At 66.7% G+C, this 18,575-nt stretch carries 14 protein-coding genes; all 14 read left to right on the top strand.

All coding sequences use genetic code 11. The annotated features are described in order from the left end of the window. The 14 genes from JOD97_RS02640 to JOD97_RS02705 all read left to right on the top strand — a co-directional run bounded on the left by JOD97_RS02640 (window position 1) and on the right by JOD97_RS02705 (window position 18,565). Window positions 1-3,861, top strand: coding sequence for a beta-galactosidase (locus JOD97_RS02640; RefSeq protein WP_209713063.1), 3,861 nt, complete (start codon window positions 1-3; stop codon window positions 3,859-3,861). Next, window positions 3,858-6,344 (top strand): glycosyl hydrolase 115 family protein, encoded by a 2,487-nt coding sequence (locus JOD97_RS02645; protein ID WP_209713064.1) that lies wholly within the window; start codon window positions 3,858-3,860, stop codon window positions 6,342-6,344. The genes JOD97_RS02640 and JOD97_RS02645 overlap by 4 nt, the downstream gene beginning before the upstream one ends. A gap of 239 nt (window positions 6,345-6,583) precedes the next feature. Continuing rightward, window positions 6,584-6,802 carry a thiocillin family RiPP gene (locus JOD97_RS02650; RefSeq protein ID WP_209713065.1) on the top strand — a complete coding sequence of 73 codons (219 nt, stop codon included), beginning with the start codon at window positions 6,584-6,586 and terminating at the stop codon, window positions 6,800-6,802. 91 nt (window positions 6,803-6,893) lie between these two features. Beyond that, window positions 6,894-7,835, top strand: a complete 942-nt coding sequence (locus JOD97_RS02655; protein ID WP_209713066.1) for an ABC transporter ATP-binding protein — start codon at window positions 6,894-6,896, stop codon at window positions 7,833-7,835. 13 nt (window positions 7,836-7,848) lie between these two features. Then, entirely contained in the window at window positions 7,849-8,901 is a 1,053-nt protein-coding gene (locus JOD97_RS02660) for an ABC transporter permease (RefSeq protein ID WP_209713067.1), read from the top strand. 3 nt (window positions 8,902-8,904) lie between these two features. After that, on the top strand, window positions 8,905-9,765 hold the full coding sequence (locus tag JOD97_RS02665) for a hypothetical protein (protein WP_209713068.1): 861 nt from the start codon (window positions 8,905-8,907) through the stop codon (window positions 9,763-9,765). Then, window positions 9,755-11,074, top strand: coding sequence for a YcaO-like family protein (locus tag JOD97_RS02670; RefSeq protein ID WP_209713069.1), 1,320 nt, complete (start codon window positions 9,755-9,757; stop codon window positions 11,072-11,074). Before JOD97_RS02665 ends, JOD97_RS02670 begins: the two co-directional genes overlap by 11 nt. 1 nt (window position 11,075) lies before the next feature. Next, window positions 11,076-11,693: a hypothetical protein gene (locus JOD97_RS02675; protein ID WP_209713070.1), complete on the top strand. Its 618-nt coding sequence runs from the start codon at window positions 11,076-11,078 to the stop codon at window positions 11,691-11,693. Next, the gene (locus JOD97_RS02680) at window positions 11,681-13,837 is read left to right on the top strand and encodes a hypothetical protein (RefSeq protein ID WP_209713071.1); all 2,157 of its coding nucleotides are present in this window, start codon (window positions 11,681-11,683) and stop codon (window positions 13,835-13,837) included. Before JOD97_RS02675 ends, JOD97_RS02680 begins: the two co-directional genes overlap by 13 nt. Continuing rightward, window positions 13,825-14,445 carry a site-2 protease family protein gene (locus JOD97_RS02685; RefSeq protein WP_209713072.1) on the top strand — a complete coding sequence of 207 codons (621 nt, stop codon included), beginning with the start codon at window positions 13,825-13,827 and terminating at the stop codon, window positions 14,443-14,445. Before JOD97_RS02680 ends, JOD97_RS02685 begins: the two co-directional genes overlap by 13 nt. A gap of 11 nt (window positions 14,446-14,456) precedes the next feature. Next, window positions 14,457-15,515, top strand: coding sequence for an efflux RND transporter periplasmic adaptor subunit (locus JOD97_RS02690; RefSeq protein WP_209713073.1), 1,059 nt, complete (start codon window positions 14,457-14,459; stop codon window positions 15,513-15,515). Window positions 15,516-15,519: 4 nt separating this feature from the next. Beyond that, window positions 15,520-16,245, top strand: coding sequence for an ABC transporter ATP-binding protein (locus tag JOD97_RS02695; RefSeq protein ID WP_209713074.1), 726 nt, complete (start codon window positions 15,520-15,522; stop codon window positions 16,243-16,245). Then, entirely contained in the window at window positions 16,242-17,369 is a 1,128-nt protein-coding gene (locus JOD97_RS02700) for a hypothetical protein (protein WP_209713075.1), read from the top strand. The genes JOD97_RS02695 and JOD97_RS02700 overlap by 4 nt, the downstream gene beginning before the upstream one ends. A gap of 26 nt (window positions 17,370-17,395) precedes the next feature. Then, the gene (locus JOD97_RS02705) at window positions 17,396-18,565 is read left to right on the top strand and encodes an ABC transporter permease (protein WP_209713076.1); all 1,170 of its coding nucleotides are present in this window, start codon (window positions 17,396-17,398) and stop codon (window positions 18,563-18,565) included. The last annotated feature ends 10 nt before the right edge of the window (window positions 18,566-18,575 follow it).

Genomic DNA, 18,575 nt, shown 5'->3' on the forward strand with positions numbered 1-18,575 from the left:
ATGCCGAATCTGACACGCATCGCTCGAAAAACCATCGCCGGCATCGGCGGCGCGGCCCTGGCGCTGGGCTGCGCGGCCCAGGAGCTCGGCATTCCGCAGGCGTCGGACGCGCAGCGCCAGGCCAGCCAGGCGCACGCCGCCGCGACCGACGCCTCGGCCTTCCTGATGGCCAGCTTCAACCGCGCGTCGGACAACGCGATGAGTGTGTTCTCGTCCACCGACGGCGTCACCTTCACGACGCTGGCCTCCGACGCCTACCGGCCCGCCGCCGGACCGGTGCGCGATCCGGCGCTCATCCGCCACGACGATGGCTATTATTATGTGCTCTACGCCACCGGCACGGCGTTGGGGCTGACACGTTCCCAGGATCTGAAGCACTGGCAGTTCGTCCGCGACGTGCCGCTTACCCTGCCCGGCGATGCGCGGGCCGCCGCGCCCGAGTGGCTGCGCGACAAGGATGGATCGCTCAAGGCGATCGTTTCGCGCGCCAGCGGCGGCAGCTACGTGCTGACGCCGAACGCCGATTTCAGCGTCTGGTCGGCGCCCCAGGCCATGCAAGGCTTGCCGGAGAATTATGTCGACACGGTGGCCGCCGTCACGGACGGCGGCTATACCGCCCTCGCCCGCAACGGCGCCACCGGCCTGATCGAGATGGCCAGCGCCAAAACGCTGCACGGCCCGTGGACCATCGAGCGGCAAGGCGATTGGGCCAACTGGGGCGCCACCACCGGCGCGCATTCGCTGATCAAGCTGTCGAACGGCAAATGGCGCCTCTACTTCGGCGACGCCGCCAGCGGCCGCCGCTGGTATTCCGACAGCGGCGACGGTTTGCGCACGTGGAGCGCGGCCAAGCAACTGGATGGCGTGTCCGGCAGCATCGGCCAAGCCTCCGTGCTGGTCGACGACGCCAAGGCGCTGGCGCGCGCCACCAAACCCAAGGGCCAACCGAAAAAGGTCGGCTGGGACGAGCACTCGATGCTGATCGACGGCAAGCGCGTGGTGGTCTGGTCCGGCGAGATCCATCCGTTCCGCCTGCCCAACCCTTCGCTGTGGCGCGACGTCATCCAGAAGATGAAGGCGTTGGGCTTTAACGGCGTGGCGTTCTATTTCGACTGGGGCTACCATTCCGCCGCGCCCGGCGTCTACGATTTCTCGCATGTGCGCAATGTCGAACGCGCGCTCGAAATCGCCGAGGAGGAAGGCCTGTACGTCATCGCCCGCACCGGCCCGTACGTGAACGCCGAGCTGACCGGCGGCGGCTATCCCGGCTGGATGTTCCGCAACCGCGCCGAGGCCCGCACCGACGATCCGGTCTACCTGGCCGCCGTCGACGAGTGGATGACGCAGATTAACGCCATCATCGCGCGCCACCAGATCACCACCGGCGGCGGCAACGTCATCGCCTACCAGCTGGAGAACGAACTGGGCAAGGTCGAGCCCAAGCACGTGCGCCACATGGAGCATCTGGCCAAGAAGGCGCGCGCGGACGGCATCAGCGTGCCGTTCTTCCACAACGCGGCCGGACGGCTGCCGGACTGGACGCCGAAAAACTCGACCGCGCCGTGGGCCAATTCCGGGCCGACCGACATGTACGCGTTCGACGGCTATCCCGGCGGCACCTGCGATGTGCACGCCGATCCCGCCGGGCCGAACAAGGCGCCCGACTGGGGCATCTACGGCAAGAATTCACCGAAGATCGGCGCGCTGTCGTCGCCGAAGACTCCGGGCTTCGCCGCCGAACTCGGTGGCGGCTGGTTCGATTACTGGGGCTCGAACGGCACCTACAACTGCACCGCCCAGCGCCAGGGCACCGGCTACCAGCGGGTCTTCTACGGCACCAACCTGATCAACCGCATCACCATCCACAACATCTACATGACGTTCGGCGGCACCTCGTGGGGCTGGCTGGCCGGGCCGGTGGTGTACACGTCCTACGATTACGGCGCGCCGATCTCCGAGGACCGCGGCCTGCGCCCCAAAGCCTTTGGCTTGAAGCAGCAAGGCATGTTCGTGCAGGCGGCCGAGCAGGCGCTGGCCAAGATGGACAAGGGCCCGGAGATCAAGACCTCGTCCGACAAGGTCAAGGTCTATCACAACGTCAATCCGGACCTCGGCACGCAGATCCTGTTCGCGGTCCACAGCCCGTCGGACTTGCTGACCAACGATAGCTTCACCTTCGACCTGACGACCAGGGACGGCACGTACCAGGTGCCGCTGCGCCTGAACGGCCAGGACGCCAAGATGCTGCTGGCCGACTACAAGCTGGAGCGCCAGGATCTGGTCTACTCGACGTCGGAAATCCAGACCCATTTCGCCAACGGCGAGCGCGATATCGCGCTGCTGCACGGCCGCGACGGCGAATCCGGCCAGACGCTGCTGCGCTACGCCAGCGCGCCCAAGGTCGACGTCATCGACGGCAAGGTAGCGTCGCGCTACGAGAATGGCGTGCTCAAGCTGGACTATGTGCACGACGGCCTGGCCCGCGTGCGCATCTCCGGCGGCGGCCGCGCGCCGTTGCTGCTGTTGCTGGCCGATGAAAAGAACAGCCTCGCCTTCTGGACGCAGAAAACCCCGGCCGGTCAAATCCTGCAACTGAGCCCGGCGATGGTGCGTTCCGCTACCCTCTCCGGCGGCACGCTGGCGTTGACCGGCGACACCACCACCGCCAGCGAGCTGCAGATCTGGGGGCCGCCCGCAACCGCCGTCACCTTCAACGGCGACAGCCTGTCCGTGACCGCCCAGCCGGACGGCAGCCTGCGCACGGCCAGCGTCAAGGGGCCGGACGCGGTGAAGCTGCCCGACCTGGCCGCGCTGCGCTGGATGCGGCGCATGGACAGCCCGGAGGCGCAACCGAAGTTCGACGACTCGGCATGGATCAAGGCCGACAACCGCGCTTCGGCGGCGCAGACGTGGACCATGCCGGAACGCGGCCAGCCAACCTTGTCGATGAGCGACTACGGCTTCCACCACGGCGACGTCTGGTATCGCGGCCGCTTCGAGCTGGCCGAGGCGAAGAGCAATCAGCTGGAACTGTTCTACGGCGCCGGCGGCGCCGGCATGATACAGGTGTGGGTGGACGGCAGATTCGTCGGCCAGCATGAACTGGACGTGGGCCGCTCCTTCCCGGAGACCACGGACAGCGTCAAATTCGCGCTCGGCGACAAGCTGGCGAAGGGCCCGCACGTCATCGCCGTCATGGTGCGCAACAATTCGCACAACTGGAACTTGATGGCCGACGATTACCACCGCGAGGCGCGCGGCTTGATCTCGGCCTCGCTGACGTCGCGCGGCGGGCAGCGCTACGCCGTGCCGATCGACTGGCGCATCCAGGGCAACCAGGGCGGCGAGAACATCGCCGACGTGGTGCGCGGTCCGATGAACAACGGCGGCCTGTACGGCGAGCGCCAGGGCTGGTATTTGCCGCCGGCCGACCTCAAGACCGCCGATCCCGGCTGGAGCAAGGCCAAGACCGGCGACGCGCCGCCGGCGCCGGGCACCTACTGGCTGCGGACCTCGTTCGATCTTGATCTGCCCAAGGGGCATGACATCCAGCTGGGCCTCGCATTCGGCGACGTCACCCGGCCTCGCTCGGAGCGCGAGAACCGCGCGCTGATCTTCGTCAACGGCTGGAACATGGGCCAGTTCATTGCCCACATCGGACCGCAGCGCACGTTTGTCATCCCGCCGGGCATCCTGAATCCGAGCGGCGCCAACACCATCGCGCTGGCAGTCACGACCGACGGCAAGGCCGGCAACGCGCTGGAGCCGGTCAAGCTGGTCAACCTGCGCACGGCGCGCGGCGGCGTGCCGCTGGAAATCATGCCGGGGTCAATGCCCGCCCCGGCCAGCCTGCCGCGATGAGGATCTCCGGCCCGCTCGCCTGCCTGGCGCTGCTCGCCGGCGTCGCGCAGGCCCGCGCCGGCGAATTGACGCTGTACCAACAAGGCGGCCCGGTCGCCGCCATCGTCCACGAAGATCAGAAGACCTATGCGCTGGCGGCCCGATTGCTGGGCCGGGATCTGCGGGCGCTGAGCGGCCAGGCGCCGCGCATCTCGTCGCGCTTGCAGGATTGCGGCAAGACTTGCGTGATCATTGGCGCCTACGATACGCCTTTGCTGCGGCAGCTGGCCCGGCGCGACGGCCTCGATCTGGCGGCGTTGCGCGGCAAGTGGGAACGACACAAGCGATTGGTCGTACGCACCAAAAGACAGAGCTATCTGTTGATCGCCGGCTCCGACGCGCGCGGCGCCGTCTACGGCGTGGTCGACCTGACGCGCGAGCTTGGCGTCTCGGCGTGGGAATGGTGGGCCGACGTGGCGCCGCGCCGCCGCTCCCGCGTGGCCATCGCCGACGCGCCGCTGTTTCCGCCCGCGCCGTCGGTACAATATCGCGGCATTTTTCTCAACGACGAGGACTGGGGCTTGCAGCCGTGGGCGGCGAAGACCTACGATCCGAAGACCGGCGACATCGGCCCGCCCACCTACGCGCGCATCTACGAGTTGCTGTGGCGCCTGAAGGCCAACACGCTGTGGCCGGCGATGCACGACTCGACCAAGCCTTTTTATCAAATCCCCGGCAACCCGGAAATGGCGCGCGACTATGCGATCGTGGTCGGCACCTCGCACGCCGAGCCGATGATGCGCAACAACGTGCGCGAATGGGATGTGAAAAAGGACGGGCCGTTCAACTTCTTCACCAACCGCGACCGCATGGTCTCGTACTGGGACCAGCGCGTCCAGCAAGTCAAAGGCTTTGAAACGCTGATGTCCGTGGGCCTGCGCGGCGTGCACGACAGCGCGATGGAAGGCGCCAAAACCATCGCGGAGGCGCGCGATGGCGTCGAACAGGTCATCGATATCCAGCGCGGTTTGCTGTCCAGGGCGCAGGGTCGCCCGCCGGAGCAAATTCCGCAAGTGCTCACCTTGTACAAGGAAGTGCTCGATATCTACAAGGCCGGGCTGAAGGTGCCGGACGACATCAGCCTGATCTGGCCGGACGATAACTATGGCTACATCAGCCAACTGAGCACCGCCGCCGAGGCGAAGCGTGGCGGCGGCGCCGGCCTGTACTACCATCTGTCGTATTGGGGCCGGCCGCACGACTATCTGTGGCTGGGGACCACGCATCCGTCGCTGGTGCGCGAGCAGCTGGAGCGCGCCCGGCACACCGGCGCCCGCAAGCTGTGGGTGGCCAATGTCGGCGATATCAAGCCGCTTGAATACCTGAGCCAGTACTTCCTCGACCTGGCCTTCGACAACAGCTTGCTGGACCAGGCCCCCAGCACGCATCTGCGCGCATGGCTGGCGCGCCAGTTCGACGCGGAGCGGGCCGGGGAAATCGCCGACATCCTGATGGAATACTACGCGCTGGCATGGGAGCGGCGGCCCGAGTTCATGGGCTTCGGCCAGACCGAGCCCACCACGACCAACCGGCCGACCGCGTATCTGCGATCGGGTGGCGACGAGGCGCGGCGGCGGCTCGACCGGTACGCGGCGATCACCGCGCGCGCGGAGGCGCTGGCGCGGGCGATGCCGACCGACCGCAGGGATGCATTTTTCGAACTGGTGCTGTATCCGGTGCGCGCCAGCGCCAATTTGAACGCGCGCATTCTGAAGCTGGAGCTGGCCGGTCTGGGCGACAACACAAGCACCAGCGCCAGCGCCGAGCGTTATGTGGCGGAGGCAAAGTCGGCCCACCAGGCCATCGTCGCCGACACCGCCGAATACAATGGGCTGGCGGATGGAAAATGGCGCCGCATGATGGATATGGCGCCGCGCCGGCTGCCGGTGTTCGCCGAGCCGGTCTGGCCGGCTGCGTCGGGCGGCGGCGCGCGGACGAGCGTGCCGCCAGCGCCGGCGCCGCGCCCGGTATCGATCGCGGTGGCGAACGCGGCGCCGCATCCGCAATGGCAAAGAATCGATGAACTCGGCAGCATGGGCGCCGTGTTGCGTTCGCCGCTGGCAGCGCCCTCCCTCGACGCCGGCCAAGCGGCAACAGCGGCACCGCTGGTGATCGAGTTCGACACGGATGCCAACGTGCCGGTCGGCATCGATATCGTCGCCCTGCCCACCCATCCACTAACGTCTGACAATCAGCTGCGGCTGGGGTACCGGATCGATGACGGGCCCCTGGCGGTCCTGGACTACCGCACCCAAGGGCGCAGTGAAGAGTGGAAACGCAACGTATTGAGCAACACGGCAGTGAGATCGCTGCCGCCCCAACGCCACGCGCCCGGCAAGCACCGGCTACAACTGTATGCAATGGACCCGGGCTTCATGCTGGACCGGATCGACATCATCCCGGAAGGCGCGCCGCATTACTACGGCCCAGTTCCGCCAATCTAATACTCCAAAACCCTCCCATCTCACCACACCTTATTTCCTCAGGCTTATAGAAAATTTGAGGCAAATCATAGCGTCTTGCGAAAATGATATCGGATCGCCGCGTTCTGTCATATTAGGGACACGGCGCTTCAGATAACAACCGCCCGCACTTTATTTGAATCGTCGACGGGGACCGTAGACTACGGCAATTAAATTAATCCAAGTCCACGGAATAACGTGAAATTGATATGGAGACGATCATGGAAATATATACTCTGGCCGCCAGGCACGATTATGACATGCCGGTGCAAACGGCAGAAGGTCCGGGCGCCGTGGACGCATCACCTTATAGCGAAGACCATCAAGGCATAACAGCCGCATTCAACTGTGCCGGCACGGCCGGGACTTTCGGCACCGCCGGCGGCTGCATCGGAACATTCGGGTCGTTTGGTTCCGCCAATTGCGTAAAACTGAAATAAACGAGTCGTCATCACGCACAAGGTGGATTCCTCCACCTTGTGGTTGGCGCTATTGCGTGAGATTACTCCAACCTCATTCAGGACGGGTGACATGGACGGAAACGTGCAACAGGATGCCGAGCTGTTCGGTGCCGCCTCGATCGTCGATGTCAGCAAGCTGTATGGCGACAAGCTGGCGCTCGACCGCGTGAGCATGCGGGTCCGCCACGGCGAGGTCATTGGCCTGCTGGGCCCCAACGGCGCCGGCAAGACCACGCTGCTTGAAATTCTGGAAGGCTTGCAGACACCCAGTTCAGGCCTGGTGTCCGTCTTTGGAAAGCCACCAACCGAGCTCACTCCGCAAGAGCGCGGTCAAATCGGTATCGTATTCCAGCGCTACGCGTTGCCAGCCTATTTAACGGTGGCGCAATTATGCGACCTCTACCACAGGATGTATCCGGCGGAGGCCGACAGAAATGGCTTGATCAAGCAGCTGGGACTCGGCCATGTCATGCAACAGCTGGTGGGCGATCTATCGGCGGGACAAACCCAGCGATTAAGTATTTTCGCGGCGCTGTATGGCAATAAATCCCTGGTGCTATTGGACGAGCCGACCTCGGCACTCGATGTCCGTTCGCGGCGGGCGGTTTGGGACGCCCTGCTATTGAGAAAACGGCAGGGAAATATTTCCGGGATTATCGCCACCCACCATATGGAAGAAGCAATGGAACTGTGCGATAGAATTTATTTTATCGACGGCGGCAAGATAAAGATGCACGGCGCCGCGCAGGAATTGCTGGAACAACAGGCGAGCAAGATTTCAATAAAATTCACCGCCTCCGAGGTGTTTCTCGAGCAGCTCAAGGCGACATTGCCGGTCGATGCGCAGATCACGCTGCGCGGTCACCAGCACATGATTTCCTGCGCCTCGACCGACGCCGCCTCCTTAATCGGCGACATTCTGCTGCTCGAAAAGAAGAATACCCTGCGCATTAATCTGACGGTGACCCAGCCATCGCTGGAAGACGTGTATTTGAGTGTGATCGCCGACTAAAGAGAGGCATGCCATGAACGCCTTGCATTTCGCGCCAGCGAACTTTTCCATCTTTCTGAAATTTTCGCAGCTGTCATTGGCCTTCTACCACAAGAGCCTGACCTCGTTGGCGATGACGCTGGTGATTCCGCTCGGATTTTTATTGGTATCGTCGTTCACCTACTATGCCGGCGGCGCGGCGACGCCGATCACGATGGGTAGCACAAAGTCGGTCGCGCCCGCCGTGCTGGCGCAGGTCGAGAGCGCGCGGCTGCAGGGACTGCAAATCGTGCCCATCGTTGGCGGCGCGGCCGAGAATATCCGCGATGGCAACGCCCAGCTGGTTCTGGACCAGGACGAGGGCGATGCCGCCCCGAGCCTCTACACCCTGGAGCGAAACAAGGCGCTCGCCGACGTGGTCGCGGTGGCCTTGTCCGGCGGCCATAACGCGCCGGCGTACGCGGTCAAAGTCACCACCAACGGCGCCATGTCGTTTGCCTTCCTGCCCGGACTGCTGATCATGTCCCTGATGAACCTGGCGCTCTTCACTACCGGCGCCAAACTGCTGGAGGATCGCGCCAAGGGCACCTTGCGCCTGTTCCGGCTGTTTCCCGTCCCCCTGTACATCATCTTTTCCGCGGAAGCGGCCACCAAATTGTTGCTGGCGTTGGCGCAGGCGGCCCTGTTCGTGCTGCTTGGCGACTATTTGCTCGAGCTCCACTTAAACTGGGCCACGATCGTGTCCAGCATCGGCGTTGCCGTCCTGTGCGCCTTCAGTCTGCTTAGCCTGGGGATGGCGTTGGGCAGCAATCTGCGCAGCTATTCGAGCGGCATTCACGTGTTCACCATCCTGAATCTGCTGATGATCTTCATGGGCGATTTGATGTTTCCCAATACGAACTATCCCGCCACCCGGGTCGTGGCGTTTTTTCTTCCCGCTACCCATTGTGTCAACCTGCTGCGCCAAACCATGCTGGACTACCCGGCAAGTTTCAGCGTCGCCACGTCCGTCGCCTACCTGTCCCTATTCACGGCATTGATGGCCCTGTGGACGCTGAAGGGCTTTCGTTACACGGCCGAGGAATGAGCCATGGTCCCCTCTTCCGCCGGTCATGGCTACGCGCTGCGCTTGCGTGTCGGTCGCCAAACGAGTTTGTTGTCGCCACTGCTGGCCCGCCTGCATGCGCGCCTGCGCCAGATACCGGACGCCGCCGTGGTGGCGGTGACCCGCAGCGAGGCACCGGCGCCCAGCGAAGCGCGGGCATTGATCCGTCTGCCGGGATACCCGTGCAGCAAGGCGCGCAATTTGATGGTCGCCTGGGCCGAGACCACGATCGACGCCTTAAACGATGAACAGCCCTACGCCACGCAGGCCTTGCCCGATCGCGAACCAGGCCGCGCCCCCGGCTACTACCGCACCCTGGTGTGCTGCGAGCAGGCCGATGCGCGCCTTTGGCTGCGCGCGCACGCCGCCCCGCGCACGGCGGCCGCGCTGCTGGCGCTGACCGAGCATCTTCCGGCCCTGCTGGCGGTCGACCTGGCGCTGCTGAAGACGGCCATGCCGGTGGCAATCTCGATGGTGCTGGAAGCGCGGCATTCGGGCTTGCCCGCCGCCGCGCTGTCCGCGCTGGTGTTCGCCAATACGCCTGCCGGCCGCCAGCCAGCCGAGCTGCTGAGGAAGCGGCTAGCGCTCGAGCGCGAAGGCCGCTTGCTCGGTCATGCCGACTTGCCGGCCGACGCGCTTGCGGTATGCGCGCAACTGGCCGAGGCGCTGCGGCGCGGCTTGGCGGCTACCGGCGCGCGCGGCGGCGGCGGATTTACCGTCATCAGGATTTTATTGAATCAACTGGGCTTCGCGGGACAGGAGTCCGACTATTTGATCCTGCTGGCGCTGCCACCGGAGACGTGGTCGGCACTGCGGCGGCAACAGGAGCACGGCCATGCGATATGAGACGCTGTGCGCCACCTTCGGCGGTGTGTTGAGCACGCCCAGACCGGTCGTGCTGTCGAACTTCTCCGATCGCGTTTTCCATTGCTATGGCTGCCATGCCGGCAACCTGAGCGCGCTGCTGCCGTCGGCGCGCAGCCACAGCGGCGGCGCCCTCTGGCACACCTATCTCAGCGGTTGCGGCGCGGACCTGGACCCCAACCTGGCCCGACTCAAGGCGGTGTGCGAGGCGGCCGAGCGCTACAGCGCTTGCATCCTGTTGGACCATGAGTACATCGTCGCCAGCGCCAACGAACTGGGCCCGGCCGCGCTGGACTGGCGTCGCCTGCCACGTTTTTCGGCGGAGGAACTGGCGGCGCCGAACCAACAGTTCCGGGAATTCGATCCGGACGATCCGATCCGCTGGGTGCAAGCGGTCAACCTCAACACGGGCGGGCGGCAATATGTGCCGGCCGCGATGAGCCACCTCTATCCGCGCACATGGAGCGGCGAGCAGTTCTGGAGCCCGATTTCGACCGGCACCGCGGTCCATCATGATCCGGCCACCGCGCTGGTGACGGCGATCGCCGAAGTCGTCGAGCGCGATTCGATCGCGCTGACGTGGCTGTTGCGCCGGCGCTTGCGCCGGATACGCTTCGACGGCGCCGCGCTGGCGCTTTTTCCCGCCGCCGTGCGCCCCCTGCTGGAACATCGGCAGGAATACCTGCTGTTCGACGGGACCACCGACTTCGGCCTGCCCACCGTCTACCTGCGGCGCCACCGCCCCTCGCATCCGCACGCGGCCAACCTGGTCACCTGCGCCAGCAGTTTCAGTTTCGCCGACGCGTGTTGCAAGGCGCTGAGGGAGGTGGCGACGCTCAGTTCCATCCTCGACACCGGCCACATCCAGCCGGTCGCGCATGCCGGCGATTGCTTCAGCATCGAGGATGGCGCCGTGTACATGGCGCGGCCCGAGCGCGCGCATGCTTTCGAATTCCTCGACGGCCGCGACGAGGTGCCGTTCGCCGATTTGCGCGCCGCCCAGCCGTTGCCGGACAACAGCGTCCCCGCCGCCCAGTTGGGCTGGTTGAAACAGCGGGCCAAGCTGCTCGGCCACGAGGTGTTGCTGCTGGAATTAACCTGCGATGAGCTGCGACAGGTGGGCCTGCGGAGTTTTCGCGCGCTGATCCCCAGCCTCATGCCGATGAGCACGATCACCAGCGCGCGCTATCTGGGCGCGCCGCGCCTGGCGCAGTTTCGGCGATATCTCCAGCGGCGCGGCGAGCTCCCCGCGGCGCCGGCCATCAACCCATTTCCACAAGCGTTTGCCTGATATGTCGACCTACCTCCATTGTGGCGCGTTTGGACGGGACCTGGCGGCCGCCATCGCCGCGCACCGGCCCGAGCCGGCCGCGACCATGCTCGACGCGGCACAATTTTCCTCCGGGGGCGGTACGCTGGACGGGCCGGTGTTTGCGCTGTTCTCCTCGCTGCGGCTGGATTTGATGCGCGACATCGCGCAGGCGCTGACGCCGTCGGCCAGCCTGTTCAGCGGGTTCGCGTTCGAGCGGCACGTGATACTGGCGCCGCCTTGCTCGCCGGCGGGCGTGTGCGCGCGCTGCTTCGGCAAGCGCCTGCTGAGCCAGCCGCCCGCGCCATACAGCGCCGAAACCTTGTTCTTCCTGGCCAAACTGGCGGCCGTCCCCGCGCTGGAGTTTCGCGGCTACCATCCCGGCCTGGTGGAACTGGCCGCGCAACTGTGCTTGCTCCAGGCCGGGGGCCAATTGGCGGCCGATGCCAGCCTGTTGATCGACACCGGCACCGCGCAGGTCCACACCAGCAAGATCATGCCGTTCCATGGCTGTATCTGCCGCAGCCCGACGCGCGCGACGTGCGCGGGTCCGCAACGCTTTGCCGCATTCGACAAGGAGCTGGGCACATGGATCGCATAACCCAAAGCTTCGCGCTAACGGGCGACGCCGAGATCGACGAGGTCTGTCCCAGCCATCCACGCGTGCTCGACGAGGTGGCGGTCGTCGTCGTCGACAGCACGCGCCTGATGCTGGTGGGCGGCCTGGGCGCGCCGATGCTGGCACGCCGGCTGGGCGCGCTCGACGTGCTGGCGTTCTTGTCCGAGCTCGACGGAACTCGAGCGCTCGAACAGCTGTGCGCGGCCCATCTGCCGGCCGCGCCCGAACGCAAACGCCTGTTGTACCTGTTGCTGCGCCACGGCTTGCTGGAGCAGCCGGCCGCGCCCGCGCCGGTCGCGGTGCGGGCGGAAACCGTGCGCTATCTCGCCAAGCGGATGGACCAGACCCGCATCCACAATCGCCGCCCGGATGTGGTGGCGGCGTTCTTGCGGCCGGTCGGGATGCTCGGGGCCGCTCACTTCCGCCACCAGCTGACGCTCACGCTGCGGCAGGCCGGCCTGACCGTATGCGACCACGCGCCCGGCATGCCGGCTCACGCGCTGACGATCGCGATACTGGACGAGGCGACGCCACCGGACGCGTGGATCGATCGCTTGCAAGGCGATAACGCCGCCGTGCTGCTGGTGTGCCCGCGCGGACCGGCGTTGGACGTCGGGCCGCTGCTGACCAGCCGGGGCAGCTGTACGACGGCCTGCTATCGGGCTAGTTGCGACGGCCTCGGTTACGAAGACGATCCGGCGACGCGGCCCGCCTGGCTGGCGATCGTCAGCAACGTCGTCGTGCTGCTCAACAGCAGCACGTCGCCCTTGTCCCTGGTGAATAATTTGATCCGCTACCAGTTGCACGACGGCCAGATGCGCACCACCGCCTTTCCCGTGCCACGCCGCAATGCCATTGGCGCAACGCCCATCGCCCTTGCCGTCCCGGACAGCCCCGGGCTTTTGCCACGCCTCGAACGGCACAGCCGGATCGCGGTGCCGCCGCGCCGCCTGGTCGGCGTCAAACATCATGACGTGCACTACGCAGGCCACCACGTAGCGGCGGCCAAACAATTACCGCTGCCGCACGGCGACGCCGGCAAGGTCATCTCGATGGCGAACGCCACGCCGTCGCAACGCTTGCTGCTGCAGTTGCTTATCCGTAGCTTTGGCTATTGGACCGACGCGCACGGCGATCAACGGCGCATTTGTCCAAGCGGCGGCAACCTGGGGGCGGCCGAGGGGATGGTGGTGTGGCACGACCCCGCGCGCCGTCGCACCATCTTGCTGCGCTATGTGCCGGTGGTCGACTGGCTGGAACCAGTCGCCGATGCGCCGATGACGGAAGCGGCCGGCGTCGACGAATACGACATCGTTTGCCTGGTCAACGTCGAAAAAGCCCGGCAAAAATATTTTGATTTTGGTTGCAACCTGGCCTATCTGGATGGCGGTGTCGGCGCGGCCTTCCTGCAGGCCTCCGCGCAGGCTGCCGGCCTGCCGCTGGCTTTCCGCTATGGCGACGTGGCGCCGGACTGGATTGGCGACCTGCTCGATCATCGGCGCCACTATTACGGCTACGCGTGGCGGGCCGGGTTGCCGTCCATCGCCACGGCGCCTGTGCAGTGGGATCAGTTCGACAGCCTGCTGCGCCGGCGCCGCGCGGCGCGACACTGCACCCGCCTGGACCTGGCCGCGCCCCGGATCGCCACGTTGCTGGGCCAGGCGCGCCCGCGACCGGACGACGGCGCCGAGTCCGCCTTGCTATCGTGCCTGCGGCCCATCCTGGTGCTCGAGCAGGCGGGCCGGTGCGCGACCTACGAATGGCTCGCTGACGGCGCCTTGCGCCTTTGCCCCGGTAGCACCATCGCCGCCGACGCGCCGGGCCAGGAGCTGCTGTCGCAGCGCAATCTCAGCCGTGCGGCGGGCCGCCTGTTCATGCTGGCCGACGTGCCGCTGGTGCTGACCACGCAGGGCACCGGCGGCCACGACCGCTTGCTGACCTTGACCGGCCAGTGGATAGGCGCGTTCTGGCTGGCCATCGAGCGCGAGGGCTTGCACGGCTGCCCCGCCGGCGCCGCCATCGAAAGCGATTTGCTGAGTCATTTGCCCACGGCCTACGCGCACTTGTTCAGCGTGTTCGCCTTCACGTTCGGCAACACCGGGGAGGCCCCGCCATGCAGCGACTGAACACGCCCCTATCCGTCGCCCTGCTGGCCTTGTTGTGCGTGTGGCAGGCGGCGCTGCCGCTGGCCTTTTTCCTGCGCCTGGCCGAACTGCCCCGGCCCGCGCTGGGGGGACTGGCGCGCGGCGCGGTTCCGCTGTACACCGCCGCCGGCGCGCTGCTGTGGATCGCGGCACATGAGATGGCGCACGCCACCGCCGCGCGCTGCTGTGGCGTGCGCGGCGGCGGCGTCGAGTGGTCGCCGCCGCTGCCGGCATTTTACGCACCGCCCCAACCCGCGCTCGATCGCAGCGATACACGCTTCCTGATCTGCATCGCCGGGCCGATGCTGGACTTGCTGTTGTCGTTGGCCTTGGCCGCCGCCGCGGTGTTGGCGCCGGCCGGCAGCGCTACGGTGCTGCGCTCGCTGTTCGTCATCAGCCTGTTGGCGGGAATGCCGAACTGCTGTGCCCTGGCGGGCAGCGACATGGATCAGGGCATGCACGCGTTTGGCCAGATGTGCGGCAGCCGCTGGCCTTCGAGGCTGTACGGCGTGCTGTCGGCCTGCTACGCCGCCACCGTGATACTGATGGTGGTCCAACTCGTATTGCATTCCCGTCCGGGCATCGTGTGAAACGGCCAGCCATGCATCCACCTTCCCAACATCGCGGCGAACAGTCCGGGCAAGGCGAACAGGCGTTGCAGCGCTTGGTGCTGCGCGGCGAGCAAGGCGACGCCGCCGCCCCCGCGCCCTGGCGGCGCCGGCGCTGGCTGGCGGCCGCCCTGGGCGCGCTGGCGTTGGCCGGCGCGGCGGCGTGGCTGCGCCAGCCATCGCCCGCCGCGCCCGCCCCGGCCGCCGCACCCGCCGAATCTGCCAACAGCGGGCCGGCCCCCGGCAGCTTGAGAATGACCGGCTTCTTCACCGCGCACGAGTTGGTGCAGATCTCGGCAACGGTGTTGGCGCGCGTCAAGGCGATACGGGTCGCCGAGGGCGCCTCGGTCAAGCGCGGCGAACTACTGGTGGAACTGAGCAACATTCGGGGCGATAACGATGTTCGTTCGGCGGAGCAACGTCTGGCCGCCGAGAAGCTGGCGGCCGAGAAGGCGGCGCTGGACGCGCGCAACGCCCTGCAGGAACAGCAACGCCAGGCGGCCTTGATGGCGCAAGGTTTCAGCACGCGCAAGGCCATGGCCGATGCCGATCTGCGGCTCGACCAGGCCCGGCTCGAACTGGCCCGTTCGCACAGCAACACCGCCGACGCCGCCGCCAACCTGCACGCGTTTCAAAGCAGCCAGCTGGAATACGCGATCCGCGCCCCGTTCGCCGGGGTGGTGGTGGCGCAGAACGCGCGCGTCGGCGAGGTGGTATCGCCCACCAATGGCGGCAGCTACATCCGCAGCGGCCTGCTGACGTTGCTCAACCCGGCGACCTTGGAGGTGGAGGTGTCGGTGCAGGAACGCTTGCTGCCGCAATTGCAGCGCGGCGGCTGCGCGCTGGTGTCGTCGCTGGCGCAGCCCGAGCAGATCCGCGCGGTGCCGTTCCGGCTGGCCAGGGTCGGCAATACCGCCGACCGCCAGCGCGGCGCCGTCAATGTCGTGCTGGCGCCGATGCGGGCGATGCGCGTGCTGCCCATCCTCGACTCCAGCGCGGAGGTCGAGTTCGTCGGCGCCGGCGATGGCCGTTGTTCCACCATGACGGAGTGAGGCGATGAACCCGTTGACCATGGACCCTGTCAGCCCGGCCCCGGCCGCCCAGCCCTTCATCGAGGCGCGCGGCTTGCGCAAATCGTTCCAGTCGGCCGCCGGTGGCGAGACCGTCCTGCGCGATGTGAACGTCAGCGTGCGCACCGGCGAAGTGCTGGCCATTACCGCGCCCTCGGGCGCCGGCAAGAGCACGCTGCTCAAAATACTCGGCACGCTGCAGGCACCGGACGCCGGCACCCTGACCTACGGCGGCGTGGCGGTGGATTTCCGCGATCAGCGCCAACTGGCGCGGCTGCGCGCGTCGCGCATCGGCTTCGTGTTCCAGCGCTTCAATCTGATCCCATTTTTGGATGCACGGGAAAATGTCGAGCTGGCACTGAAGTTGCGCGCCATGCCGCAACGCCAGCGGCATATCCAGGCCCTGGACGCGCTGGACATCGTGGGCCTGGCGCACAAGTGCCGGGCGCTGCCGGCCACGCTATCGGGCGGCGAACAGCAACGGGTGGCGCTGGCGCGGGCCATCGCCGGCGCGCCGTCGCTGCTGCTGTGCGACGAACCCACCGGCAGCCTGGGCCAGGACGCGGGGCAGCGGATTTTCGAGCTGTTGCAAAGCTTCGCCCAGCTTCATGACCGGGCCGTGGTACTGGTCACGCACAACGAGTCGCTGGCACGGCAAGCCACGCGCCGTCTGTATCTGCACGACGGCTGCCTGCAAGGCGGTGCGCCGTGATGCGCCTGCTGCGCCGGCATCGCGCGCTGGCGGCCGCCCTGGCGCTACTGGGGCTGCTGCTGGCGGCGTGCGCCGCCCTGCTCGCCGGTAACTCCTACTGGCACGGGCGCGCGGATGGCGGCGACGATGAGCTGCTGACGGTCAGCAACGCACTGTCGCCGTCGAACCTGCTGCCGCGCACCTATTTCGAACGGATCAAGGCGGCGCCGATGGTCGCCGCCGTCACCGAATACAGTTCGGTCGCCCTGTTTCTTGCCAATGAGCGGCAAGTGTACACCGGCGTCATCGTCGACAAGGATCAGGTCGCCGCCACGCTGCCGCGTCTGGGGGCGGACGCTGCCATGCTAAGCCGCTGGCGCCAGCGCAAGGACGCGGTCCTGGTCAGCGCGGCGCTGCTGGCGGCCCAGAAACTGGCGATCGGCGACATGGTCGCGGCACGGCTGTTCCTTGGCGACGACGAGCGCAACCAGGCCTTTTATGTGGCTGGTATCTTCGGCGCGGACAATGAACTGAAGTGCACGGCCTGCGTCCTGCTCGGACGCGATTTCGCCGACCTGGCCTTGCCCACCTACGAAGGCGTGGTCGGCAGCTTTCACGTGCGGCTGCATCCGCGCACGGACAAGGCCGGGGCGCGGCGCGCGCTCGACGCCCTGTTCGCCCACGAAACGCCGGCCACGCGCAGCACCGACTTCCTGCCCGCCGCCTCCGGCTTTTTGAACGACCTGATCGACCTGCGCTATCTGGTGTTGCTGGCGTTGTGGATGACGCTGGCGGCGGCGCTGTTGCTGCCTGCCTTGTGTGCCAACCTGCTGGCCGTCACCTACAGAACCAGCCTGGCCATGTTGCTGGTGCTCGGCCGTCGAAAGCTTCCCTTGACGCTGCATGGCCTGGCGCTGGCGCTGACGGCCGGCGCGCTCGTCGGCGCCGGCGGCTTCCTCGTAGCCTGGCTGGCCGGCGGCGCTTTGCTCGACAACGTGCTGTGGCTGCGCATGGAGGCGCCGCGCGCCGCGCTGCAAGGGGCGTCGGCGGTGGGCGTGCTCGTCGCGCTGTCGACCTGGGCGGCGGTGGCGGGCGTCATCGCCAGGCTCCGCATCGACGACCTGTTCCGCGATACCGCCGATTGAAGCGTCCCCACCGAGCCGAGATCGCCATGCCGACATCGCCGCCACGTCAAATCCCCATCGCGCTCATGGTCTGGTTGCGCAGCTACCGGCGCGCGCCCTGGCGCCTGATCCTGGTCGCGCTCGCCATCGCCGCCAGCGCGCTGACCTTCGTCACGGGCTGGAATCTGGCCCTTGCCCTCGACCACGCCAGGCCGGCCGCGCCCGCGCAGGCGTATTTGATGCTGGCCGCCGGCGCGGGAACCGAAGCGCGCAGCTTCATCCCGCAGTCGACCTACGAACTGCTGCGGACCGGCTTTTCCGCCGCCCCCGCGTTGCGCGGCCAGGTACCGCGCGGCGCCCTGGTGCTGCCCGCCGATATCGTGGTCGGCGAACCCGACCGGGAGGAGCGCCTGCCGACCCTGTTGCGCGGGCTGCAAACGGACGCCGACGGCAAGCCGGCCGGGCTCACGTTGACGAGCGGGCGCCATCCCTTGCCGGGCCGGCGCGAGTTGTTGCTCAGCCCTGCGCTGAGCGCCTGGCTAGGCGCGCGCCAACCCGGCGACACGCTGAAACTGGCTCGGTTTGACTGGCGTATCGTCGGCGTGGCGCGGCGCGCCGGGGCCGGCGACGAAGTGGAGATGTACAGCACCTTGCCGGCCTTGCGGCAGCATTTCCAGGTAAGTGACATCGTCAGTTCGGTCAGCATGACGCTCGATCCGGCGCAACTGGCCCAGGTTCGCCAATTATGCGGGCGCATCAAGGGAAGCCGCCTGGAGCTGCTGCAACTGAACAGTTATGGCGGGCGCTACATCGACCAGTTGCAGGCCCAGATCAAGCGCTTCTGGATCACCTTCCTGCTGCTGACCATGACGCTCACCGGCTTCGGCATCCATACCGTCGCGCTCGCGCTGGAAGCCGAGCGCGACAAGGTGCGGCAGTTGGCGTTGATGCTCGGGTTTATGCCGCAAGCCCTTCGGTTCGGCGAAATCATCGAAGGAAGCGTCATCGGCGCCTTCGCGGCGGCCTTGGCGGTCTTGCTGTACGCCGCCCTCTGCCGAAATCTGCAGTTGCAAAGTTTGCTGCCATCGGGCGCGGTCAGCCTGAGCTTGCACGCCTCGCTGTCGGGCACCGTGCTCACGCTGGTCATGGGCGCCGGCGTCGGCGCCTGCATGTTCGCTTGGTCCCCGGCACGCGGCGCCCCATCCCCTCATCAATAAGGAGAATTGC

The organism is Duganella sp. 1411 (assembly GCF_017833525.1).
Lineage (GTDB): Bacteria > Pseudomonadota > Gammaproteobacteria > Burkholderiales > Burkholderiaceae_D > Rugamonas.

Coding starts and splice junctions, on each gene's coding strand:
- JOD97_RS02640 (WP_209713063.1), top strand. CDS start 1: ATGCCGAATCTGACACGCATCGCTCGAAAAACCATCGCCGGCATCGGC.
- JOD97_RS02645 (WP_209713064.1), top strand. CDS start 3,858: ATGAGGATCTCCGGCCCGCTCGCCTGCCTGGCGCTGCTCGCCGGCGTC.
- JOD97_RS02650 (WP_209713065.1), top strand. CDS start 6,584: ATGGAAATATATACTCTGGCCGCCAGGCACGATTATGACATGCCGGTG.
- JOD97_RS02655 (WP_209713066.1), top strand. CDS start 6,894: ATGGACGGAAACGTGCAACAGGATGCCGAGCTGTTCGGTGCCGCCTCG.
- JOD97_RS02660 (WP_209713067.1), top strand. CDS start 7,849: ATGAACGCCTTGCATTTCGCGCCAGCGAACTTTTCCATCTTTCTGAAA.
- JOD97_RS02665 (WP_209713068.1), top strand. CDS start 8,905: ATGGTCCCCTCTTCCGCCGGTCATGGCTACGCGCTGCGCTTGCGTGTC.
- JOD97_RS02670 (WP_209713069.1), top strand. CDS start 9,755: ATGCGATATGAGACGCTGTGCGCCACCTTCGGCGGTGTGTTGAGCACG.
- JOD97_RS02675 (WP_209713070.1), top strand. CDS start 11,076: ATGTCGACCTACCTCCATTGTGGCGCGTTTGGACGGGACCTGGCGGCC.
- JOD97_RS02680 (WP_209713071.1), top strand. CDS start 11,681: ATGGATCGCATAACCCAAAGCTTCGCGCTAACGGGCGACGCCGAGATC.
- JOD97_RS02685 (WP_209713072.1), top strand. CDS start 13,825: ATGCAGCGACTGAACACGCCCCTATCCGTCGCCCTGCTGGCCTTGTTG.
- JOD97_RS02690 (WP_209713073.1), top strand. CDS start 14,457: ATGCATCCACCTTCCCAACATCGCGGCGAACAGTCCGGGCAAGGCGAA.
- JOD97_RS02695 (WP_209713074.1), top strand. CDS start 15,520: ATGAACCCGTTGACCATGGACCCTGTCAGCCCGGCCCCGGCCGCCCAG.
- JOD97_RS02705 (WP_209713076.1), top strand. CDS start 17,396: ATGCCGACATCGCCGCCACGTCAAATCCCCATCGCGCTCATGGTCTGG.